Source organism: Pseudomonas uvaldensis (assembly GCF_021271205.1).
Taxonomy (GTDB): Bacteria; Pseudomonadota; Gammaproteobacteria; order Pseudomonadales; family Pseudomonadaceae; genus Aquipseudomonas; species Aquipseudomonas uvaldensis.
Map to the genome: position 1 here is coordinate 59,425 of NZ_JAIWKS010000015.1, position 22,439 is coordinate 81,863.

The following is a 22,439-nucleotide window of genomic DNA, read 5'->3' on the forward strand; positions in this document are numbered from 1 at the left end:
TCAGCTCAATGAAAGTGTGATGAAGCCCCTGGCGGCCTCTTCGCGAGCAAGCCCGCTCCCACAGGGACGGGTGGTGAACCCTGTGGGAGCGGGCTTGCTCGCGAAAGCTATCTCACTGCCACAAAATAACCACCAGGCTCACTCCGGCAGCTCATACACATAAATCTTCTCAGCCTCCATCTGGTACCCGGCATCGGCCAGTTCACTGGTGGACGGCTTGACTTGCATCGGCCCCTCGACCCAGTACGGCTGGTACAACTCATCGAGCTTGACCCCGACTTCGCTCTTCACATGCACGATCTGGTTCGACGGCGGTGGTGGCACGTGGATGCAGGCGCCGAAGTAAGGCACCAGCAGAAAGTCCGTGGTGCGACCTTCTTCGCTGACTTCCAGCGGCACGATATAACCCGGTAAACGGATCTGTTGGCCGTCCAGCTCCTTGACCACCGGTGCGTTGGGCAGGTCCTGCTTGGCGGCCGGAGCGGATTCGGCGGCCAGGGCGTTGCCCATCTGCGACAGATCATGCAGTGGGGTCATGTTTGGCACTTCCGGTGGCGCGCCCGCCGGGATCATTTCCGACCAGGCAAGGTCCCTCGGCTCGGCCGCCCACAGGGGCAGGGCAACCATCATCAACAGCGCAAGCAGGGCGCGGGGCATGTTCAACGTCCTCATAAACGGATCGACAGGCCATCGGCCAGCGATTGGCGATAAGCGCGCCAGGCCGGCACGCTGCCCATCAGCAGGGCGGCGATCAGAATGCCAGCCATGAGTGTCCATTCATACTCGCTCGGCCAGCCCAGGGGCAAATACAGGCCATAGGCCGACTGCACGTAACCCTGGGCGGCGGCGATGCCGACGTACAGCAGCGCCAGCCCGGACGTGACACCGGCCAGCGCCAGGGCAAAGGCTTCGAGTACCAGCAGGCTTGCGATGTGCCAAGGCCGCGCGCCTACCGAGCGCAGGATCGCCATTTCCCGACGGCGTTCGTTGAGGCTGGTGAGGATCGCCGTGAGCATGCCGATCAACCCGGTCAGCACCACGAACAGAGAAATCACGAACAAGGCTTTTTCCGCCGTACCCATCAGGCTCCACAACTCTTGCAGCGCCACGCCGGGCAGGATCGCCAGCAGCGGTTCGCCACGGAACTCATTGATCTCCCGTTGCAGGGCAAAGGTGGATATCTTGCTGTTGAGACCGAGCATGAACGCCGTGATCGCCTGGGGCGTGAGGTCCATATTGCGGGCCTGGTCGGCGCTGATGCGGCCATTGCCCTGGGCCGGCACGCCGTTCTTCCAGTCGATGTGGATCGCTTCCATGCCGCCAAGGCTGATGTGCAGCGTGCGGTCCACCGGCGTGCCGGTGCGCTTGAGGATGCCGACCACGGTGAAGGGCTTGTCGTCATGCTTGACCAGGCTGACCGCTGCCACGCCGTGGGCCAACACCAGTTTGTCGTCGAGTTTGTAATGCAGCGCCTCGGCGACTTCGGCGCCGAGCACGACTTCGAACGGATCGGTGGCGAAGGCCCGGCCATCGGCCAGTTCCAGGTGCTGCTGGCGACCGTACTGGTAATGCTCGAAGTAGGCCTCGGTGGTGCCCATCACCCGGTAGCCGCGATGGGAGTCGCCCAGGGACATGGGAATCGCCCACTTCACTTTCGGGTTGCTGGCGAAGTGCTCGAAACTGTCCCAACGGATGTTGTTGGTGGCGTTGCCGATGCGAAACACCGAATACAACAGCAGGTTCACCGAACCCGAGCGGGCACCGACGATCAGGTCGGTGCCGCTGATGGTGCTGGCAAAGCTGGCGCGTGCCTCGGTGCGCACTCGCTCTACCGCCAACAGCAGGCAGACCGACAGGGCAATGGCGAAGACGGTGAGGATGGCGGTGAAACGGCGGTTCGCCAGGCTGGCCATGGCTAGACGGAACAGATACATCTCAGACCTCGAGTGGCTTGGCGGCGCGATTGAGATCGGCCAGCGAGAGGTTGCGGTCGAACAATGGCGCCAGGCTCTGGTCGTGGCTGACGAACAGCAGGCTCGATCCGGCTTCGCGGCATTCGGCGAACAACAACCGCAGGAAATTTTCCCGAGCGTCGTAGTCCAGGGCCGAAGTCGGTTCGTCGGCAATCACCAGTTCAGGCTGGCCGATCAACGCCCGTGCGGCGGCGACCCGTTGTTGTTGGCCGATGGACAGCGAGTCGGCGCGGCGTCCGAGCAGGTTCGGATCGGTCAGGCCCAGGTGGGCCAGCAAGGTCGCGGCGGCCTGATCGACACTGCCGTGGCGTTGCGTGGCCCGTTGCGCCCGTAGTTTGGAAAAGTGACAGGGCAGTTCGACGTTCTCGCGCACCGAGAGAAACGGCAGCAGGTTGAACTGCTGGAAGATGTAGCCGGTGTGGTCCACCCGAAAGCGGTCGCGGCTACCCGCGCCCAGTGTGCCGAGTTCGTGGTCGAGCAAACGAATACTGCCGCGATCCGGCACCTGCACGCCGCCCAGAAGGCCCAGCAGCGTGGTCTTGCCACTGCCGCTCGGGCCCTTGAGAAACAGGGTTTCGCCGGCTTCCAGGCGAAACGCCGGAATATCCAGCAACGGCGGATGTCCGGGCCAGCTGAAGACCAGGTCGGACAGTTCGATGAGTGCTTGGGTCATGATTGTGGTTTCAAAGTCATTGAACACCTGTGGAATGCCTGTGGGAGCAAAGCTTGCTCGCGATGAGGCGGTCCATTCAGCCTTGATGTCGACAATCGGACCGCTATCGCGAGCAAGCTTTGCTCCCACAGGTTCGCTCCCACATGGGTATTGGGATGTACTTAAAATTTAAGGGCCGGTGCCTCGGCCGTCACTTCCCCGCCTTGCTGGCCGTTCGGCCCGACCAGTTGCACCAGGATTTTCCGGGTGGCCGGGAAGGCTTTGAACAGTGGCGCCAGGTTCAGCTCCGTCAAGGCACCGGGCGCGACACAGCGGAACTGGTAGTGGGCGTGAATATCACTGTGTTCGTGATTCTCGTCGCCATCTGCGGCGTGGTCTTCGTGGTCCGGTTCGTCGCCGAACAACGGACTCTCCAGCTCTTGCTGCTCCAGGGAACATTTGCCATCGGCGAGAATGACCAGCGCCGCCGGCTTTTCCAGCTTCGCCCGGACAGCAGCGACCTTGGCCTTGTCGGCGTTGCTGGTGGCGGCGTGCTCGAAGCCCACCAGGTTCATGGCCGGGCTGTCCAGTTCCAGCTCCAGGGTCTCACCGTCCAGAGAGGCGTTGAGGCGGGCAACACCATGTTCGTGGGCACCCAGGCTTCCGTGTTCATGATCATGGTCATGATCGTGCTCGACAGCCGCATGAGCGGCAGCCAAGGGCAGCAGGGCGAACGGCAGGGCGAGAAGCAGACGGCGCATGACGAGTCTCCGGATAACATGAATATTCTGTTATGTAATCTTATAACGAAAACGTGAGGAGTTTGACCGTCTGCTTGGCGTCGCGCAAGGCCCATGGGAGCATGGGCACATTAAATCTTCAGGAGCACAGTGATGTTGCGCATACGCGGAACCGTCGGCGATTGGCCGGTGGACTTGTCGATCGAAATGGATGAAGGCGACTGGGTGCAGCTCGGCGCACAACTGCAAGCGGTCAAGCCTGACAGCACCGCAACGCCGGTGGCCAAACCGGTGAACCAGGACGATGCCCTGTGGCAAATCGCCAAGGAACTGCTGCGCAAGGCCGGGCAACTGAGCGGGCCGGACCTGTTGGAGCAGCTCGAAGGTCTGACCGGCAGCGCCTCGGCGGGCAAGCGCCTGCTGGTGCGCTTGCGCCATTGCGCCGAGGTCAAGGTGCTGAGTGGCGGTGATACGCCGCTCTACAGCTGGGTCGGTTAATACAACGCCGCAAACAGCTTGCGACGATAAATCGTTACCAGCGGGTGATCGTTACCCAACAGTTCGAACACTTGCAGCAGCGTCTTGTGGGGCAGACCTTCGTTGTAGCTGCGGTTACGCATGAACAGTTTGAGCAACGCGTCGAGGGCCGGTTCGTACTGTTGGCGGGCCAGTTGCTGGATTGCCAGTTGGTACACCGCTTCGTCATCTTGCGGATCTTTTGCCAGGCGTGCCTTGAGGTCGGCGGCGTCGGGCAGGTTCTTCGCCAGGCCCAGGAACTGAATCTGCGCCTTGGCCCCGGCCAGTGCTGCCTTGTGCTCATCGCTTTTCACCGCATCGAGCACGGTCTGGGCTTCAGCCAACTCACCGCGTTCGGTCAGGCAGCGGGCATACAGGATCAGCGCCTTGGCGTTGGTGTTGTCTTCGCCGAGCAAGGCCGTGAGCAGCGCTTCGGCGTCAGCGAAACGACCGTCGTCGAACAGCGCCTGAGCCTGTTCGAATGGATCGGCGGCGGCCGGTGGTGGCATCTGTACGTGGGGTTCGAGCATCGCACGCACGGCGGACTCCGGCTGGGCGCCGGCAAAGCCGTCGACAGGCTGGCCGTCCTTGAACAGTACGACAGTGGGCAGGCTGCGGATGCCGAAGCGGGCGACGATGTCCTGCTCGACGTCGCAGTTCACCTTGGCCAGCAGCAAATTGCCCTGGTAGCTCTGGGCAATGGCTTGCAGCATCGGCATCAGGGCCTTGCACGGCGCGCACCACTCGGCCCAGAAATCCACCAATACCGGTGCGTGGAAGGAGTTCGCGATCACCGACTGGTCGAAATCGGCGGTGGTGGCGTCGAAGATGTACGGGGTGTCCTGGGTCATGGGAATCTCGTAGAACGCTCGGATGGGGCAACTATACGCGGGGTCTTGTAGTGTCTGGTAGGCCACCTTCGCGAGCCTGCTCGCGATGCTGTTTGAAGCTAACGCCGCGCGTGATACAGGCTCACATGCCGAAACTCCTCGGGCTCGGCCAGGTCCGGCAGAGTCATGGCTTCGAGCAATTCAATGCGCCGGTACAGCGAATGCTTGAAGTCCCGTACCCGAGAGTCGGCCACCAGGGCCTCGCGGCCACGACTCAGAAACTGATCGAGCAACGGCAGGTTGGCCCGGTCGTAGAGCACATCGGCCACCAGGATCAGATCAAAGCGGTCGGCCTCGGCGAAGAAGTCCACCGAATAACCCAACTCAACATCGTTGAGGACGGCATTGGCCCGGCATGCGGCGATTGCCAGTGGATCGAGGTCGCAGGCCACCACCTCCAGCGCCCCGGCCTTTATCGCTGCGATGCCCGCCACGCCGGAGCCGGCACCGAAATCCAGTACCCGCTTGCCCGCGACCCACTGAGGTCGCTCGGCCAGATAGCGGGCCATCGCCAGGCCGCTGGCCCAGCAGAAGCTCCAGTAGGGCGGCTCGTGGAGAATGCGCCGGGTTTCTTCCGGACTGAAGGCGCGATCCATGTTGTCGCCGTCGATCAACCACAGTTTCAGGTCTGTGTCGGGCAGCGGGCAGGCCACCAGGCGCGCATCGCCCAGCAACTCGCCCAGTGCTTGTTGCAAGTCTTGCGGTGCATTCATGGTGCTTTGACGAACTGCAGCACGCCCAGCGCCTGGGTGGTCGGTTGGCTGATACGTTGCTCCGGCAGGTGCAGGATCAACTGGCCCGATTGGCTGGCACGACCGCGCAGTTCCACGCGAGCGCCAACCGGGAAGGCGTCCGGGTTGAAGCGCAGGCGGAAGGGCAGGGCCTGGTTGGTGCCGATCAGGCTGGAACTGGCGAGCAATTGCTGGGGACGGTCCTTATCGTCGATCACCAGCAGCGCCAGTTCGACTTCGGCCCCGGCCGGCACGCCTTGCAGCGTGCCGCTCAATTCCCGTTGATAGGCCGGCAACGGCCCCAGTTCGGTGGCTTGGCGGGCTTTTTCCTGAGCCTGTTTCGGCGCTGGTGCTGGTGCGGGGGCTGCAGGTTTGGGGGCGTCGCTGCTGCACGCCATCAGCAGGCTGAAAAAACTGAGCAAAACGAGTGATCGTAGCGGCATGTGTGGCTCCAGCAAGGTGAATTCCATGGATCTGGCAGTAAGCCCGTCTGTATACCGTAAACCCTATGGCTTGTCTTGCCAGTGGGATGCGCTACCATGGCCCTCCCATTTTTTGTTGCCTGCCACCATGCACTGTCCCTTCTGCGGTGCCAACGACACCAAAGTCATCGACTCGCGACTGGTCGCCGAGGGCGAACAGGTTCGCCGTCGCCGCGAATGCCTGGCCTGCGGCGAACGTTTCACCACGTTCGAGACCGCTGAGCTGGTGTTGCCGCGCCTGATCAAAACCGACGGCAGCCGCCAGCCGTTCGACGAAGACAAATTGCGCGCCGGCATGCAGCGCGCCCTGGAAAAACGCCCGGTGAGCGTCGAGCGCCTGGAAGCGGCGCTGGTGCACATCAAGCATAAGCTGCGGGCCACTGGCGAGCGGGAGGTCAAATCCCTGGTCGTCGGCGAGCTGGTGATGGCCGAGCTGCAGAAGCTCGATGAAGTCGCCTACATCCGTTTTGCCTCGGTGTACCGTCGCTTCCAGGACTTGAACGAATTCCGCGAGGAAATCGACCGCCTGGCCCGCGAGCCGGTGAAAGAATGACCGCCCCGGCGCAGCAGGCCGTCCTCGACGCCCACTATATGGCCCGTGCCCTGGAACTGGCGCGACGTGGTCATTACACCACCCATCCCAATCCCCGGGTGGGCTGTGTGATCGTGCGCGACGGGCAGATTGTCGGCGAAGGCTGGCATATCCGTGCCGGCGAACCCCATGCCGAAGTTCATGCCTTGCGCGCCGCCGGTGAACTGGCCCGGGGCGCCACGGCCTACGTGACGCTGGAACCTTGCAGCCACCATGGGCGTACGCCGCCCTGTGCCGATGCGCTGGTCAATGCCGGTGTCGCCAGGGTCGTGGCGGCGATGCAGGACCCGAACCCGGAAGTCGCCGGTCGCGGCCTGCAGCGGCTGGCCCAGGCCGGCATCGCCACCCAGAGCGGCGTGCTGGAGGGCGAGGCGCGCAAGCTCAACGAAGGTTTCCTCAAGCGCATGGAACACGGCCTGCCGTTCGTGCGGGTCAAGCTTGCCATGAGCCTCGATGGCCGCACCGCCATGGAGAGTGGCGAAAGCCAATGGATCACTGGCCCGGCCGCGCGCTCGGCGGTGCAGCGGCTGCGGGCCCAGGCTAGCGTGGTGCTGACCGGCGCCGACACGGTGTTGGCGGACAACGCCCGGCTGACCGTGCGGGCCGAGGAATTGGGGCTGGACCCGGAGCAAACCGCGCTGGCCATGAGTCGCCCACCGCTGCGGGTGCTGGTGGATGGACGCCTGCGGGTGCCGCTGGACGCGCCGTTCTTCAAGGCCGGCCCGGCGCTGGTCGCTACTTGCATGGCGGTGGAAGAACAATATGCCAACGGCCCTGAATGCATGATCGTGGCGGGGGATGACGGTCAGGTCGATCTGCATCGCCTGTTGCTGGAGTTGGCTGCCCGTGGCGTCAATGAAGTGCTGGTGGAAGCCGGTCCACGCCTGGCGGGGGCCTTTGCCCGGCAAGGGTTGGTGGATGAGTTCCACATTTTCATCGCTGGCATGTTCCTGGGCTCTTCGGCGCGGCCATTGCTCGATTGGCCGCTGGCGTACATGAAGGACGCCCCGGAACTGAAAGTCACCGAAATCCGCGCCGTGGGCGATGACTGGCGAGTCATTGCCGTTCCCGTCCCGCCGGCCAGCGTATAATTCCCGGCCTTCGCTCCTGCGGCGGCCCGTTCTCGAGGAGGACTCCATGTTTACCGGCATCATCGAATCCATCGGCAGCATCCGCGCACTCACCCCCAAGGGCGGTGATGTACGGGTCTACGTCGAAACCGGCAAGCTCGACCTGAGCGACGTCAAACTGGGCGACAGCATCGCCGTGAACGGCGTGTGTCTGACCGCCGTGGAACTGCCGGGCAATGGTTTCATGGCCGATGTCAGCCGCGAAACCCTCGACTGCACCGCCATGAACGACCTCAAGAGCGGCAGCCCGGTCAACCTGGAGAAAGCCCTGACCCCCACCACCCGGCTGGGCGGGCATCTGGTTAGCGGCCACGTGGACGGCGTCGGCGAAGTGGTTTCCCGTACCGATAATGCACGGGCCGTGGAGTTTCGGATCCGCGCCCCGAAAGCGCTCGCCAAATACATTGCCCACAAAGGCTCGATCACCGTCGACGGCACCAGCCTGACGGTCAACGCGGTGGATGGCGCCGAGTTCCTGCTGACGATCATTCCTCACACTCTGAGCGAAACCATCATGGCCTCGTACCGGCCGGGTCGTCGGGTCAACCTGGAAGTCGACCTGCTGGCCCGTTACCTGGAGCGCCTGCTGCTGGGTGAAAAGGCCGCGGAGCCGACATCCGGCAACAACATCACTGAAAGCTTTCTGGCCGCCAACGGCTACCTCAAATCCTGACCCAAGGGGGTGCCGCGTGGCGCTCAATAGCATCGAAGAACTGGTTGAAGACATCCGCCAAGGCAAGATGGTCATCCTCATGGATGACGAAGACCGCGAGAACGAAGGCGACCTGATCATGGCCGCCGAGTGCTGCAAGGCCGAACACATCAACTTCATGGCCAAACACGCCCGTGGCTTGATCTGCATGCCCATGACCCGGGAGCGTTGCGAACTGCTGAAGCTGCCGCTGATGGCGCCGCGCAACGGTTCCGGCTTCGGTACCAAGTTCACCGTGTCCATCGAGGCCGCCGAGGGCGTGACCACCGGTATCTCCGCCGCTGACCGGGCGCGTACCGTGCAGGCGGCGGCCGCCAGAGACGCCAAGGCCGAAGACATCGTCAGCCCCGGCCACATTTTCCCGCTGATGGCCCAGGCCGGCGGCACCCTGGCCCGTGCCGGCCACACCGAAGCGGCGTGCGACCTGGCGCGCATGGCCGGTTTCGAACCCGCCGGCGTAATCTGCGAAGTGATGAACGACGACGGCACCATGTCCCGTCGCGCGGAACTGGAGGCCTTCGCCGCCGAACACAACATCAAGATCGGCACTATCGCCGACCTGATCCACTACCGGATGATCCACGAGCGTACCGTTCAGCGGATTGCCGAGCAGCCGTTGGACAGTGAATTGGGCCAGTTCAACCTGGTGACCTACCGTGATTCGGTGGAAGGCGACGTGCACATGGCGTTGACCCTGGGCACCGTATGCGCCGAAGAGCCGACCCTGGTACGTGTACATAATATGGACCCGCTGCGCGACCTGCTGATGGTCAAACAGCCCGGCCGCTGGAGCCTGCGCGCTGCCATGGCCGCCGTGGCCGAGGCCGGCAGCGGCGTGGTGCTGCTGCTCGGACACCCCCTCGACGGTGACGTGCTGCTGGCGCACATCCGTGAAACCGCTGATCAGACCGCCGTGAAAAAACCGACCACCTACAGCATCGTCGGCGCCGGTTCGCAGATTCTTCGCGACCTGGGCGTGCGTAAAATGCGCCTGATGAGTGCACCGATGAAATTCAATGCGATATCCGGTTTCGATCTGGAAGTTGTAGAATACGTGCCCTCCGAATAATGACCCTGTTCAATTAAGGAGGTCCCCCTTGTGGGAGCGGGCTTGCTCGCGAAGGCGATGGAACATCCAGCATCGTTGTTGACTGATACACCGCTTTCGCGAGCAAGCCCGCTCCCACAGGGGACTTCTGGCCCCAACAACATTGAGGAACGCGTACCAAACGCGCTCCGGCTCTTTAAGAGATCTGACGAATGACCCTGAAGACCATCGAAGGTACCTTCATCGCCCCCAAAGGCCGCTACGCTCTGGTAGTGGGCCGTTTCAACAGTTTCGTGGTCGAGAGCCTGGTTGACGGTGCGGTCGATGCCCTGGTTCGCCATGGCGTGAGCGAAAGCGACATCACTATCATCCGTGCGCCTGGCGCCTTCGAAATTCCTCTGGTTGCGCAGAAAGTCGCTCAGAAGGGCGAATATGCAGCGATCATCGCCCTGGGCGCGGTCATTCGTGGCGGTACTCCGCACTTCGAATACGTGGCTGGCGAGTGCACCAAGGGCCTGGCCCAGGTCTCCATGGAGTTCGGCGTACCGGTCGCTTTCGGCGTGCTGACCGTTGATTCCATCGAGCAAGCCATCGAACGTTCCGGCACCAAGGCCGGTAACAAAGGCGCCGAAGCTGCCCTGTCCGCCCTGGAAATGGTCAGCCTGCTGGCGCAGTTGGAGGCCAAGTGATTAGCGACGAAAGCGATCGTTTCAACCCACGCGATCCCAAGCCGGCCGATGCCGGCAAGCCTTCGAAGAGCGCCAAGCGCCGCGAAGCCCGTCAGCTCGCGACCCAGGCACTGTATCAATGGCACATGGCCAGGCAGTCGCTGAACGAGATCGAAGCGCAATTTCGGGTCGATAACGACTTCAGTGATGTCGACGGTGCGTATTTCCGCGAGATCCTCCACGGGGTCCCGGCACACAAGACCGAGATCGACAAGGCCCTGGCTCCATGCCTGGACCTGACCATCGAGGAGCTGGACCCGGTCGAGCTGGCCGTGTTGCGCTTGTCCACCTGGGAGCTGATGCAGCGGGTCGACGTGCCGTATCGTGTGGTGATCAACGAGGGGATCGAGCTGGCGAAAGTCTTTGGCTCCACTGACGGTCACAAATTCGTCAACGGCGTACTCGACAAGCTTGCCCCACGCCTGCGCGAAGCTGAAGTGAAGGCGTTCAAGCGCTGAATGGGTGAGTTTGAGCTGATCCGCAGCTACTTCGCCGCTGCGCCCTGCGCGCAGGGTGGCGAGGGCGTTGCGCTGGGGATCGGCGACGACTGTGCCTTGCTGGCCGTTCCCCCGGTGGAACAGCTGGCGGTGTCCACCGACACGCTCGTGGCCGGTGTGCATTTTCCCGACCCTTGCGACCCGTTCCTGCTAGGCCAGCGTTCGCTGGCCGTGGCAGTCAGCGACCTGGCTGCCATGGGCGCCACTCCTGTCGCCTTTACCCTTGCCCTGACCTTGCCCGCAGTGACCGCCGACTGGCTGCAAGCCTATGCCCGTGGCTTGAACCAGATGGCCCAGGCTTGCGGCGTCGCGCTGGTGGGCGGTGACACCACCCGTGGGCCGCTGAGCCTGACCATGACCGTGTTCGGCCGCGTGCCGACCGGCCAGGCTCTGACTCGAAGTGGCGCGCAACCCGGCGACTGGCTGTGTGTCGGTGGCGAGCTGGGCAATGCGGCCGGGGCATTGCCGCTGGTGCTTGGCCAACGCGAAGCCGAACCCTCGATCGCCGAGCCGCTGCTGGCCCACTACTGGTCGCCGCAACCGCAGATTGGCCTGGGCCTGGCGCTAAGGGGCATGGCCAGTGCCGCCATGGATATTTCCGATGGCCTGTTGGCCGACTGTGGGCATATTGCGGTGGCGTCCGGCGTGGCACTTCGGATTGAACGGGACCGGCTGCCGCTGTCCAACGCATTGCTGGCGTTTCTTGGCCGGCCGGCCGCCGAGCAGGCTGCGCTGAGTGGTGGAGACGACTACGTATTGCTCTTTACCGTGCCGTCTGTCCGATTGTCGGCATTACAGGCCCAGGGTTGGCCCATCCATGTGATCGGCCGTGCCGAAGCGGGGCAGGGCGTGCGCCTGGTCGACGCCGACGGGCGCGACATCACCCCGCAAATCCGGGGTTATCAACATTTTCGGGAGACACCGTGACAGATCATCCCAACCAGGTCCCGGCTGAATTCGTACCCCCCTCGGTCTGGCGCAATCCCTGGCATTTCATGGCGTTTGGCTTCGGTTCGGGTACTTTACCCAAGGCGCCGGGCACCTGGGGCTCGCTGGTTGCGCTACCCTTCATACCGTTGTGGCAGATGTTGCCGGACTGGGGCTATTGGCTCGCGCTGGGCATCACCATGCTGTTCGGCTTCTGGCTGTGTGGCAAAGTGGCGGATGACCTGCGGGTGCACGATCATGAAGGTATCGTCTGGGACGAAATGGTCGGGATGTGGATCACCCTGTGGCTGGTGCCGGAAGGCTGGTACTGGCTGCTGACGGGTTTTGTGGTGTTCCGCTTCTTCGATATTCTCAAGCCCTGGCCGATCCGCTGGATCGACCGACATGTGCACGGGGGTGTCGGCATCATGCTCGACGATATACTGGCCGGGGTCTTTGCCTGGCTGGCAATGCAAGGACTGGTGTGGTGTTTTACCTGAGGGATGCGGGCATGGGCGTAAGCCGAGCGCTGTTGCTGTTGCTGTGTCTAGGGACCTGCCTCGGTGCTCTGGCGGCGGAGCCGACAGCCCTTCCCGGCAAAGTCCGCGCCGCCAGCGAAGAGTGGGCCGATTACACCCAGGCCGATGGCCAGGGCATGGGCTGGGACATCTTGCGTGCGGTGTTCGAACCTGCCGGCGTCAGGCTCGAGATCCGCAGCGTGCCCTACACCCGCTCGACCGGGCTGGTGCAGCGCGGTGAGGTCGACGTCCAGGTCGGTGCCTATCGCGACGAAACCGAAGGCGTGCTCTACCCTCAATGGCACTACGACATCGACCACATCTATGCCCTGGGTCTGGCTTCCAAACCGGCCCCCACCCTGGCGACGCTGGGTAATTATCGGCTGATCTGGATGCGCGGCTACGAATACAACAACTACCTTCCCAATATCCGGCGCTTCAATGAAATTCATCGCGCTGTAGGTATTCTGCCAATGCTGGCCCATGATCGCGCCGATTTTTATATCGATGCGTTGATGGAAATCCAGGACGTACTTTCCAAGGCCGACAATCCGCGACAGTACAGGCTCACGCCGCTGATCAATCTGCCGCTCTATCTGGGCTTCGCCAACACCGCCAACGGAAGGGCATTGCTCGAGCTGTTCGATAAGCGCATGGAGATCCTGGTAAAGAGCGGCGAGCTGAAACCGATTTTCGGGCGCTGGAAACAACCGTATCCTTTCGACGAACATGGCAAGCCGCCGAAGCCGTAATCAAACTTTTCGATGGTAATGGCCGATAATTCAGCCTAAGCGTCCATCGGAAGCTGCTGTTACAATGCCCCCCTCTGCGAAACTCCAGTACTAGATCAGGAGCACACCGGTGCCTGTCGTTTTTGTTGCCGCTTCCAAGCTGCCAACGCCCTTTGCGCAATTCACCATGCATGGTTTTCTTGACGAAGCCACCGGCCGCGAGCATGTCGTGCTGAGCCTGGGTGACGTTGCCGATGGCGCCCCGGTGCTCGGTCGCCTTCACTCCGAATGCCTGACGGGCGATGCCCTGTTCAGTCAGCGCTGCGACTGCGGCTCGCAACTTGAAGCCGCGCTGCAGGCCATCGCCCGCGAAGGCCGTGGCGTGCTGCTGTATCTGCGCCAGGAAGGGCGCGGCATTGGCCTGTTGAACAAGATCCGCGCTTACGAATTGCAGGATGGCGGCGCCGATACCGTGGAAGCCAACGAACGCCTCGGGTTCGCCGCCGACTTGCGGGACTACAGCATCTGCCTGCCCATGCTCCAGCACCTGGGTGTCAAATCCTTGCGGTTGATGACCAACAATCCGCGCAAGGTCAAGGCGTTGACCGACATGGGCATCGTCGTTGCCGAGCGTGTGCCGCTGCACACGGGCCATAACCCTCACAACAAACTCTACCTGGCGACCAAGGCCAGCAAGCTCGACCACATGATGGGCAACGAGCACCAGGGCGAGGTCGACCGGGCGTGACGCGGGGTCAAGTCCGGCGGCGGCTGTCTATCAGTTGGTGGAAATACCTGGCGTTGGCGTTGCTGCCGCTGTTTGTGATCAACGCGGTGTTCGGCCAGGGCGAGGCGATTCTGCCAATGCTGGCGATGCCGTTGTTCATCGCCGGCATGGCCTCGATGTTTGTCAGCCTGCGATTCTTCGGCGCTTATAAACTCGCCTTGATTGCCACTCAGAAGGCCCTCGACACTCCCGAAGAACCTCAGGCCTGGATCGAGCTGGCGGCGCGTCGTCGGGCCGCTTTTCTGGCTGCCGGGTTACCGGCCTGGATCGGTGCCCTGGCGGTGTTCGTGGGCCTGGAAGCCGTGCCGCTGATGTTGCTGGCCTTGTCCTCCGCCGTGTTGTTCTACCTGTATCGCCTGCCGCGCCAGCTCGGTTGATGAAACGATGGCTGGTGCTTCTGCTGCTGGCCGTCAGCGCCTCGACCTCCGCGGCCCAGCGGGTCGTCAGCCTGGCCCCGTCGCTTTCCGAAATCGTCGTTGAACTGGACTCCGCCGACCTGCTGGTGGGTGTGCTGGATGGCGGCGACCGTCCTTCGGTGCTCGAGAAGCTGCCCTCCGTAGGCCGCTACGGGCAGTTGGACATGGAGCGTTTGCTCAGTCTGAAGCCTGACCTGCTCCTGCTCTGGCCCGGTAGTGTGGGCAAGGCCCAGCGCGACCAACTCAAGCGCCTGGGCGTCCCGGTCTACGTGGCCGAGCCCCACAGCCTCGACCAGCTCATCAACCAAATCGAAGACATCGCCATTCGGCTTGGTCGCCCTGAGCGAGGCGTGCGCAGGGCGGCGCAGTTGCGCGGGCATCTCGAAGCGTTGCGCCAACGCTATCGCCGCGACGTGCCGTTGCCGGTGTTCTATCAGGTCTGGGACCGGCCGCTGTACACCGTCGGCGGCGGGCAGATCATCAGCGATGCCCTGGCAACATGCGGTGCGCGTAATGTCTTTGCGGACCTGAGCCTGCCGGCGCCGCAGGTGAGCGTGGAATCGGTGCTGCAACGCAACCCACGGATTATCCTGGCCACTGAGCAGGCACAGCTCGATGCCTGGAAAGCCTGGCCAGTGGCGCAGGGGCGATTGTTGCTAGTGAGTGACAAAGGGCTGGAGCGGCCCAGTGGGCAGATGATCGAGGCGACGGGGCGGTTGTGCGGGTTGATTGCGCCTGACAGATAAACCGCGTCGCCTGTTTCGCGAGCAAGCCCGCTCCCACAGGGACCGCGTTCAGCCGAACAACCCGAGCGAATGTGGGAGCGGGCTTGCTCGCGAAGAGGACAGTCCAGACACCATCGCAGCGGGATCAGAAAACCGGTGTCCAGGTCACCCCGAACAGCCAGCTTCGCCCCTCCTCACGATAGCCATATTGCGCTCCGTCATGGCTATACAGCGCTCGGCTGTAACCCTTGTCCAACAGGTTATCCACCTTCATCTCCAGCTTCACTACCGATGTCAGCGCCCAACTGCCGCGCAAGCCGAGCAAGGCATAGCCGCCCAGGGCATTGCGGTTGTTCTCGTCGTCATAACTGCCGCTCACCGCTTGCCAGGTGGCACCCAGGCCCAATCGGTCGAACTGCCGGTCCAGGTCCAGGCTCAACGTCCGGCGGGCGCGGCGGGCGAGGGTGTGGCCGCTGTCACGGTCCCTCGGGTCGATAATGGCCAAGCCCAGGTTGCCTTGCCAGCCGAACAGCTCCTGCCTGAGGGCTGCCTCGAAACCGTTGATCCGCGCCGACGCAACGTTCTGCGGGCGGGAATTACTGCCGAAGATAATCGCGTCTTCAAGGTCGGTGCGGTACAGCGAAGCTTCGAGGCGGGCACTGTCGTTCAGTTGGCTGCGCCATTGCAGCTCGTAGCTCCTGGCGGTTTCGGGCGTCAGGTTCGGGTTGCTGAAGTCCGGGTAGTAGAGGTCGTTGAAGGTCGGTGCGCGGAAGCTCTCGCTGTAGGTCAGCAACAGATCGTTGTCCGGGTTCATCGGTAGGGTAAGCGTGCCGCTCCAGCTGTTCTGGCCGCCGAACTGCTGGTTCTGGTCGCGGCGCAGGCCCAACTCGGTGGAGAAAGTGTCCCCCTGGAAACGATGCTGGATGAACGCTGCGCGATTCCAGCGACTGTCCTCGTCGAACGGTGTGCTGCTGTTGACCCGGTCCTGGTATGCATCGCCTCCCAGGATCAGGCTGTTGCGAGCATTCAGCGTCACGTCGTTCTGCCAGGTGACGGAATCGCGGTAGGTGTTGAATACTTCCCGGACATCGCTGAGCTTGTCGAAGGTTTTCTCGCGATTTTCGCTGTGGGCCAGTTCGAGGCGCGATGTCCAGGCGTCGTTGATCCGTCCGTCGATATAGGTGCTGAAACTGCTGACCGCAAAATCACTGTAGGGTTGCTGGGGCAGCGATTCGAAGGTGTTCGGGTCGAAGCGGCCGAACGGATTGTCGTATTCGCTTTTGCCGCGGTTATCCAGCAGGTTGAGGCCGATTTCCAGATCATCGTTGACGATGTGGCTCAGGCTCAAACTCAAGGATCGGTTGCGATTGGCATCGTCGTCCCGGTCGCTGGCGTAGGACTCGTGGGTGCGATTGGTCCCGGCGTTGTCGTCCAGGCTGGCACCCAGGTTGAAGCGGGTTTGCTCGTCGCCGCCGGACAGGCCCAGGCTACGCTCCCAGGTCTGGTGACTGCCGAACCCCAGGTGCAGGCGTGGTTGCAGGCCGGACGCATTGCCACGCCGGGTGAAGATCTGAATCACACCGCCCACCGCGTCGGCACCGTAGATCACCGAGCGCGAACCGCGCAGCACTTCGACCCGTTCGATCTGGTTGATGTTCAGGCGTTGCAGGTTGCTGTCGCCGGATGTGGCGTTGCCGATGCGCTGGCCGTCCACCAGCACCAGGCTCTGGGCCGATTTGGTGCCGCGAATATAAATCCCCGGCAAACTGCCGCGCCCGCCCAGCGGGGCTACCTGTACCCCCGGTACGCGGCTGAGCAGATCGGTGACGCTGTTGGGTTGCAGCCGATCAATGTCATCGCGGGTGAACACAGTGTTGGCCGCGCTGCTGTCGTTGCGTGCCTCCACCTGGCGGTTGGCGCTGATCACCACGTCCGGCAGCTTCAATGCCTGATCGCGCTCGAAGGTGTCGGCCAGCAGTGCTGTGGTCGGCAGTAGGGAAAGGGCGAGGATAGCTCGCAGTTTCATAGGTGTTCCGCAAAAAATCGGCTGCACACATAACCAGTGTGGGAGCGGGCTTGCTCGCGAAAGCGGTATATCAGTCGACATGGATTTGACTGATACACCGCTTTCGCGAGCAAGCCCGCTCCCACAAGAGGCCCGCGTCGTTTTGAAAATTACCGGCCCAGCAACTGCAACCGCTGGCGCACCGACGCTTCGATCCCGGCTTCATCCAGCCCGCATTCAGCCAGCATCTGTGCAGGCTTGGCATGCTCGACGTAGATGTCCGGCAGGCCCAGGTGCAGCACCGGCTTGAGGATGTTCTCCCGGGCCAGGTATTCGCTGACCGCCGCGCCGGCGCCGCCCATGATGGCGTTTTCCTCGATGGTCACCAGCAGTTCATGGCTGCCGGCCATCTCGCGCACCATGGCTTCATCCAGAGGTTTGACGAAACGCATGTCCACCACGGTGGCATCCAGGGTTTCGGCGACTTTCAGGGCTTCGGCCAGTTGCACGCCGAACACCAGCAGGGCGGTCTGCTTGCCTCGGCGGCGGATTACACCCTTGCCGATCTCGATCGGCTCCAGGCCAGGATCGATGGTCGCGTTCGGGCCGCTGCCGCGTGGGTAGCGCACGGCAGCGGGGCCGTTGAACAAGTGACCCGTGGTGAGCATCTTGCGCAGTTCGTTTTCGTCGCTCGGGGTCATCACCAGCATGCCCGGGATGCAGCGCAGGAACGAAAGATCGAAGCTGCCGGCATGGGTCGGGCCGTCTTCGCCCACCAGGCCGGCGCGGTCGATGGCGAACAGCACGTCGAGGTTCTGCACCGCCACGTCATGGACCAACTGATCGTAGCCGCGCTGCAGGAAGGTGGAATAGATCGCCACCACGGGCTTGGCGCCTTCGCAGGCCATGCCGGCGGCGAGGGTCACGGCGTGCTGCTCGGCAATCGCCACGTCGAAGTAGCGCTGTGGGTAGCGTTCGCTGAAGGCCACCAGGTCCGAACCTTCCTTCATCGCCGGGGTGATGCCCACCAGGCGCTCGTCGGCGGCGGCCATGTCGCACAGCCACTGGCCGAACACACCGGAATATTTCGGGCCACCGGCCTTTTTCGGCGCGGCGGCAGGGGCGTCCAGCGGTTCCAGCTTGGTGATGGCGTGGTAGCCGATGGGGTCGACTTCCGCCGGGGCGAAGCCTTTGCCTTTCTTGGTGACCACGTGCAGGAACTGCGGTCCCTTGAGATCACGCATGTTGCGCAGGGTGGCGATCAGCGTGGGCAGGTCGTGGCCGTCGATGGGGCCGATGTAATTCCAGCCCAGCTCTTCGAACAGTGTGCCGGGCACCAGCATGCCCTTGGCATACTCCTCGGTGCGACGGGCTATTTCCCAGGCGCCGGGCAGGCGCGACAGGACCTTCTTGCTGCCTTCGCGCATGCTCGCATAGGTGCGGCTGGAGAGTATTTTCGCCAGATAATTGGACAAACCACCAACGTTGCGCGAGATCGACATGTCGTTGTCGTTGAGGATCACCAGCATGTTGGCGTCGACTTCCGGCGCGTGGTTCAGCGCCTCGAAGGCCATGCCGGCCGTCAGCGCGCCGTCACCGATCACGGCAATCGCCTTGCGCTCGCTGTTCTGCAACCGGGCGGCAATCGCCATGCCCAGAGCGGCACTGATGGACGTGCTGGAATGGCCAACGCCGAAGGTGTCGTATTCGCTCTCGGAGCGTCGCGGGAATGCCGCGATGCCGCCTTTCTGGCGCAAGGTGTGCATGCGCTCGCGACGACCGGTGAGAATCTTGTGCGGGTAGGCCTGATGGCCGACGTCCCATACCAGCCGGTCGTCCGGAGTGTCGAATACGTAATGCAGCGCGATGGTCAGTTCGATGACGCCCAGGCCGGCACCGAAGTGCCCACCGGTCTGGCCGACCGTGTAGAGCAGTTCCAGGCGCAGCTCATCGGCCAGGGTTTCCAGCTCGGCTTCACCTAACCGGCGCAGGCCGTCCGGCGTGTTGGCGCGGTCCAGCAGGGGCGTGGTCGGGCGTTTGCGGGGAATCTCTTGAAACGTCGTGGGCATCAGGCGAATCGTTATAGGTATAGAAAGAGGCGGCAGTTTACCTTATGCATCGCAAGCTGCCCACGCGTTGGCCGGAACTTGGCCGATACGCAGTCTTAAGGGGTTGACACCTTGTCAGCTGCGTCGTTCGACGATATAGCGCGCCAGTTCGCGCAGTGGCTCGGCCGCCGCGTCAAACGGTCGCAACGCGGCCAGGGCCTGGTCACGCAGTTCCAGGGCGTAGGCCTTCGCGGCGTCGAGGCCGAGCAGGGCCGGGTAGGTCGGCTTGTCGCGGGCGATGTCGGCGCCCTGACGCTTGCCCAGGGTCTGGGTATCGCTTTCGACGTCGAGAATGTCGTCCTGGACCTGGAACGCCAGGCCAATCGCCCGGGCGTAAGTTTGCAGGGCTTGCAACTGCTCAGGCGTGGCCCGGCCACTGGCCAGGGCGCCGAGGCGGACGCTGGCTTCGATCAGCGCGCCGGTCTTGTGCCGATGCATGTATTCAAGGGCGTCCTGGTCCAGCTTCAAGCCGACCGAACCGAGATCGATGGCCTGGCCGCCGACCATCCCGGCGGGACCTGCCGCCAGCGCCAGGACGCTGACCATGTCCAGGCGCGTCTGCGTGGGGCAATCGCTCAGGGCCGGGTCCAGCAGGGCGCTGAAGGCCAGGCTCTGCAAGCCGTCGCCGGCCAGGATCGCGCACGCTTCGTCGAATTGTTTATGGGTGGTGGGCTGGCCGCGACGCAGATCGTCGTCGTCCATGGCTGGCAAATCGTCGTGGACCAGCGAATAGGCATGGATCAACTCCACCGCGCAGGCCGCACCGTTGGCCTGTTCGGCCACGCCGCCCAGGGCTTCGCACGCGGCATAGGCCAGCAGGGGGCGGACACGCTTGCCGCCATTCATGACGCTGTAGCGCATGGCTTCGTAGAGTCGCGCCAGTTCCGGGCTCGGGGCGCTGAACAGGGTTTCCAGTGCAGCATTGACCCGGGCCTGACTGCTGGCCTGATACGCGGCGATCATTCAGGCTGTTCCGCGTCGAAGGGTTCCTCAGTCAGCTCGCCGTCGCGTTCGAGCAACAGTTGCACCTTCTGCTCGGCCTGGGCCAGCGCTGCCTGGCAATCGCGAGTCAAGCCGATACCCTGCTCGAAGGCAGTCAGCGAGTCTTCCAGCGACAATTCGCCGTTCTCCAGCCGTTCAACCAGCGTTTGCAGGTCGGCCAGGGATTGTTCGAAGTCCAATGCAGCTTTTTTACGGGCCATGGCGGCTATTCCGGTTGACTGTTAAACCGGCGCGACACTAGCAGACATGGGGTATTGGGGCAAATCAGGGCGGGTGGGCTCTTTCGGGTCAGGATGGAGCGACACCAAGGGACTCATGTATCCGAGCGGCTGATCCGATACCGCGTACTGCGCCCTCCACCAGGCATTCGCTCCAGACAGCCTTTCTCCAATAGTTCCGCAAGGTGTCGGGTCGCCGTCGCCTTGGATATCTTGGCAACTGCTTGGTATTGGGCCGCGCTGATGCCTCCCTCGAAGCCTCTTTCACCGCCATCGAGCAGTCGATTGAGAACTTTGATCTGATGGGGTGAAAGCGAGCTGGCGCGATGGGTCTGCCAGAATCTCGCCTTGAACAGTACGCTTTCGATCCGAGCGATGGCCTGTTGAAGACTGCGTAGCAGGGTTTGCAGAAACCAGGTCAGCCACGGAGTAACGTCCAGGGTGGCCTTCTGACTGCTTTCCAGAATCCGATAATAACCAGAACGGTCCTCCAGGATGCTCGCGGACATGGCGTAGAAACGGATTGCCCGGGCTTCACCTTGGGCCAGTGCCAGGTCGGTGAGGGTGCGGGTCAGGCGACCATTGCCATCGTCGAAGGGGTGCAGAGTGACGAACCAGAGATGGGCGATTCCGGCCCGCAGTAAGGGATCCAGCTCGCCTTGACGGCGACTGGCCTCGAACCAGGCAATGAACGTTTGCAACTGATGTTCCAGGCCCGGGCGTGGCGGCGCTTCAAAATGGACGGTCGGGCGATCCAGTCTGCCCGAGACCACTTGCATCGGTTCCTCACCGCGCAACGCACCCACGCGGATCCGTCGTTGGGCAAGGTCGCTCGCCAGATCAGGAAATAACCATTCATGCCACTCCATCAACCGATCGATGGTCAGTGGCTGGTCCGCATGCCGGGTTGCGTCCATCAGTAGGTTGGTCAAGCCTTCACTGCGCGGACTGACAGGACTGTCGTCCAGCTGTTCAAGGCCCAGGCGTCGGGCCAGTGACGAACGCACCGAGCCGACATTCAACCGCTCTCCTTCAATGGCCGAAGATGTCACGATGTTCTGCAGCAGCGCATCCAGCTCGTTCTGTGCACTGAGCGAAGCCGTGACCGCGCCGGTCATTCCCAGTAATTGGCCCTGGGTCTGAACGCATTCGCGCAGTAGCGGTGCCAGGGTCTCGGCATGCCAGTGAAAGTCGGGCCAGTCGGGCTGTTGCCAGATCCAGTGAGGAGTCATGTGTCTGTTCGAAAAGGGGATGAGCCGAATAATAACGCTATTCGGCTCATTTTGTGAGCCGAATAGCGTTCCTAATCGGCTCACCCTCTTTTCAGGACGTGATTTCCCACACAGATTCGTGCGTTTCCCGATTGTGAATAGTCCGCCGAATAGCTAACCTTCGCGCCATCTATAGCCCCTTTGTAACGGGGCCTTCAGACGAACCCGAACAATGATAAACAGCGCCGAGGAAGGGCGCCGGGTTGCGTTGTGCATGGCAGGAGGCATTCGTGCGGTTTCTTTCATTATTGATCGTGTTGATGAGCGCGCCCCAGGTGTGGGCCGGGCCTTCGGCCGAACTGTCTGAACCGGTGGGCGGATGGCGCTTCAACGGCCTGCTCGATCGCAGCGAGAACCCGCAGGTGGCCTATCCCACGCCGCCCATCGACCGGGGCGTGCAGCGTAATCGCACAATGATCGAAGGCCGACTCAAGGACATAGGCACGGCCCGGCAGCCCCACAGCCTGGCGGTCAACGGTAATCCACTGAATCTCTACACCGACGACGAGGGGCGTTTCGGCCGACCCTATGCGTTCGGTGCTGGCTCCAACAGCGTCGAAGTGCGTAGCTCGGAAGGCAAGTCCCTCAAGCGCGTGCAGTTCTATGAAGCCAACAACCTGCGAACCCCGGCGCAGATTCGCGTAGTGCTGGGCTGGGACGATCCCAAGGCCGAGCTGGACCTGCATATCGTCACACCCGACGGCCAGCATGCCTTCTTCGGCCGCCCGGCACTGACCAATGGCGGCGGCCTCGACCCGGATGGCGTCGATGGCCCCGGCCCCGAGATGTTCACCATGACCGCGCCGATGCACGGCACGTATCTGGTCTACGTCAACTATTGGGGCAACTACGGCAGCGGCGGCTACAACTTCGACGAAAACAGCAATCAGAACGAGGTGATCACCTCGCAGATCAACCTGGTGCTCAACGAAAACACCGTCGATGAAAAACGCGAGACCTTTGTCGTGCCCCTGCGCGCCATTGGCGACCTGCTGCTGGTCAAGACTTTCAACTATTAAGTACTCCGCTCCACGGATGAA

General features: G+C 62.8%; 26 protein-coding genes. 14 read left to right on the forward strand and 12 right to left on the reverse strand.

Features of this window, described 5'->3' with window-relative positions; all coding sequences use genetic code 11:
• Positions 1–138: 138 nt before the first annotated feature.
• From LCU97_RS24785 to LCU97_RS24800, 4 genes are all read right to left on the reverse strand, one after another.
• Positions 139–657 carry a DUF3299 domain-containing protein gene (locus LCU97_RS24785; protein WP_232778018.1) on the reverse strand — a complete coding sequence of 173 codons (519 nt, stop codon included), beginning with the start codon at positions 655–657 and terminating at the stop codon, positions 139–141.
• A gap of 11 nt (positions 658–668) precedes the next feature.
• Entirely contained in the window at positions 669–1,934 is a 1,266-nt protein-coding gene (locus LCU97_RS24790) for an ABC transporter permease (RefSeq protein ID WP_232778019.1), read from the reverse strand.
• Between the two features lies 1 nt (position 1,935).
• Positions 1,936–2,646, reverse strand: a complete 711-nt coding sequence (locus LCU97_RS24795; protein ID WP_053151976.1) for an ABC transporter ATP-binding protein — start codon at positions 2,644–2,646, stop codon at positions 1,936–1,938.
• A 161-nt stretch (positions 2,647–2,807) separates the two neighbouring features.
• A complete protein-coding gene (locus tag LCU97_RS24800; RefSeq protein WP_053151910.1) occupies positions 2,808–3,386 on the reverse strand; it encodes a DUF2796 domain-containing protein in 579 nt (192 codons plus the stop codon).
• 132 nt (positions 3,387–3,518) lie between these two features.
• Here LCU97_RS24800 and LCU97_RS24805 point away from each other — a divergent pair, with 132 nt between their 5' ends.
• Positions 3,519–3,863, forward strand: coding sequence for a hypothetical protein (locus LCU97_RS24805; RefSeq protein ID WP_053151908.1), 345 nt, complete (start codon positions 3,519–3,521; stop codon positions 3,861–3,863).
• On the opposite strand, the gene trxA is transcribed toward LCU97_RS24805, so the two are convergent.
• From trxA to LCU97_RS24820, 3 genes are all read right to left on the reverse strand, one after another.
• Entirely contained in the window at positions 3,860–4,732 is an 873-nt protein-coding gene (gene trxA / locus LCU97_RS24810) for a thioredoxin (protein ID WP_053151906.1), read from the reverse strand. The two genes, LCU97_RS24805 and trxA, sit on opposite strands and share 4 nt — an antisense overlap.
• A gap of 98 nt (positions 4,733–4,830) precedes the next feature.
• Entirely contained in the window at positions 4,831–5,484 is a 654-nt protein-coding gene (locus LCU97_RS24815; RefSeq protein WP_053151904.1) for a class I SAM-dependent methyltransferase, read from the reverse strand.
• Positions 5,481–5,945: a YbaY family lipoprotein gene (locus LCU97_RS24820; RefSeq protein ID WP_053151974.1), complete on the reverse strand. Its 465-nt coding sequence runs from the start codon at positions 5,943–5,945 to the stop codon at positions 5,481–5,483. The genes LCU97_RS24815 and LCU97_RS24820 overlap by 4 nt, the downstream gene beginning before the upstream one ends.
• Positions 5,946–6,072: 127 nt before the next feature.
• On the opposite strand from LCU97_RS24820, the gene nrdR reads away from it, so the two are divergent.
• The 12 genes from nrdR (at position 6,073) to LCU97_RS24880 (ending at position 14,816) form a co-directional block, all read left to right on the forward strand.
• On the forward strand, positions 6,073–6,537 hold the full coding sequence (nrdR, locus tag LCU97_RS24825; protein WP_024778359.1) for a transcriptional regulator NrdR: 465 nt from the start codon (positions 6,073–6,075) through the stop codon (positions 6,535–6,537).
• Complete coding sequence (ribD, locus tag LCU97_RS24830; RefSeq protein ID WP_232778020.1) at positions 6,534–7,667, forward strand: bifunctional diaminohydroxyphosphoribosylaminopyrimidine deaminase/5-amino-6-(5-phosphoribosylamino)uracil reductase RibD; 1,134 nt, start codon at positions 6,534–6,536, stop codon at positions 7,665–7,667. Before nrdR ends, ribD begins: the two co-directional genes overlap by 4 nt.
• Positions 7,668–7,713: 46 nt before the next feature.
• Entirely contained in the window at positions 7,714–8,379 is a 666-nt protein-coding gene (locus LCU97_RS24835) for a riboflavin synthase (RefSeq protein ID WP_232778021.1), read from the forward strand.
• Positions 8,380–8,395: 16 nt separating this feature from the next.
• Positions 8,396–9,487, forward strand: a complete 1,092-nt coding sequence (gene ribBA, locus LCU97_RS24840; RefSeq protein ID WP_053151899.1) for a bifunctional 3,4-dihydroxy-2-butanone-4-phosphate synthase/GTP cyclohydrolase II — start codon at positions 8,396–8,398, stop codon at positions 9,485–9,487.
• Between the two features lie 191 nt (positions 9,488–9,678).
• Complete coding sequence (gene ribH / locus LCU97_RS24845) at positions 9,679–10,155, forward strand: 6,7-dimethyl-8-ribityllumazine synthase (protein WP_030140459.1); 477 nt, start codon at positions 9,679–9,681, stop codon at positions 10,153–10,155.
• Complete coding sequence (gene nusB, locus LCU97_RS24850; RefSeq protein ID WP_053151898.1) at positions 10,152–10,652, forward strand: transcription antitermination factor NusB; 501 nt, start codon at positions 10,152–10,154, stop codon at positions 10,650–10,652. Before ribH ends, nusB begins: the two co-directional genes overlap by 4 nt.
• Positions 10,653–11,618 (forward strand): thiamine-phosphate kinase, encoded by a 966-nt coding sequence (gene thiL, locus LCU97_RS24855; RefSeq protein ID WP_232778022.1) that lies wholly within the window; start codon positions 10,653–10,655, stop codon positions 11,616–11,618.
• Entirely contained in the window at positions 11,615–12,118 is a 504-nt protein-coding gene (locus LCU97_RS24860; protein WP_053151893.1) for a phosphatidylglycerophosphatase A family protein, read from the forward strand. The genes thiL and LCU97_RS24860 overlap by 4 nt, the downstream gene beginning before the upstream one ends.
• Positions 12,119–12,129: 11 nt before the next feature.
• A complete protein-coding gene (locus LCU97_RS24865; RefSeq protein ID WP_232778023.1) occupies positions 12,130–12,888 on the forward strand; it encodes a substrate-binding periplasmic protein in 759 nt (252 codons plus the stop codon).
• Positions 12,889–12,997: 109 nt separating this feature from the next.
• Entirely contained in the window at positions 12,998–13,615 is a 618-nt protein-coding gene (gene ribA, locus LCU97_RS24870) for a GTP cyclohydrolase II (RefSeq protein WP_053151889.1), read from the forward strand.
• Positions 13,612–14,031 (forward strand): hypothetical protein, encoded by a 420-nt coding sequence (locus LCU97_RS24875; protein ID WP_053151887.1) that lies wholly within the window; start codon positions 13,612–13,614, stop codon positions 14,029–14,031. The genes ribA and LCU97_RS24875 overlap by 4 nt, the downstream gene beginning before the upstream one ends.
• Positions 14,031–14,816 (forward strand): helical backbone metal receptor, encoded by a 786-nt coding sequence (locus LCU97_RS24880; RefSeq protein ID WP_232778024.1) that lies wholly within the window; start codon positions 14,031–14,033, stop codon positions 14,814–14,816. The genes LCU97_RS24875 and LCU97_RS24880 overlap by 1 nt, the downstream gene beginning before the upstream one ends.
• A 124-nt stretch (positions 14,817–14,940) precedes the next feature.
• Here LCU97_RS24880 and LCU97_RS24885 read toward each other — a convergent pair whose 3' ends face one another.
• The 5 genes from LCU97_RS24885 to LCU97_RS24905 all read right to left on the reverse strand — a co-directional run bounded on the left by LCU97_RS24885 (position 14,941) and on the right by LCU97_RS24905 (position 21,360).
• On the reverse strand, positions 14,941–16,821 hold the full coding sequence (locus LCU97_RS24885) for a TonB-dependent receptor domain-containing protein (protein WP_232778025.1): 1,881 nt from the start codon (positions 16,819–16,821) through the stop codon (positions 14,941–14,943).
• Positions 16,822–16,970: 149 nt separating this feature from the next.
• A complete protein-coding gene (gene dxs / locus LCU97_RS24890) occupies positions 16,971–18,869 on the reverse strand; it encodes a 1-deoxy-D-xylulose-5-phosphate synthase (RefSeq protein WP_232778026.1) in 1,899 nt (632 codons plus the stop codon).
• Between the two features lie 114 nt (positions 18,870–18,983).
• A complete protein-coding gene (gene ispA, locus LCU97_RS24895) occupies positions 18,984–19,871 on the reverse strand; it encodes a (2E,6E)-farnesyl diphosphate synthase (protein WP_053151879.1) in 888 nt (295 codons plus the stop codon).
• Positions 19,868–20,110 carry an exodeoxyribonuclease VII small subunit gene (locus LCU97_RS24900; protein ID WP_003185917.1) on the reverse strand — a complete coding sequence of 81 codons (243 nt, stop codon included), beginning with the start codon at positions 20,108–20,110 and terminating at the stop codon, positions 19,868–19,870. The genes ispA and LCU97_RS24900 overlap by 4 nt, the downstream gene beginning before the upstream one ends.
• A gap of 113 nt (positions 20,111–20,223) precedes the next feature.
• On the reverse strand, positions 20,224–21,360 hold the full coding sequence (locus tag LCU97_RS24905) for a Fic family protein (RefSeq protein ID WP_232778027.1): 1,137 nt from the start codon (positions 21,358–21,360) through the stop codon (positions 20,224–20,226).
• A gap of 299 nt (positions 21,361–21,659) precedes the next feature.
• Between LCU97_RS24905 and LCU97_RS24910 the strand changes: the two genes are divergently transcribed.
• Entirely contained in the window at positions 21,660–22,418 is a 759-nt protein-coding gene (locus LCU97_RS24910) for a YfaP family protein (protein ID WP_053151972.1), read from the forward strand.
• Positions 22,419–22,439 lie beyond the last annotated feature (21 nt).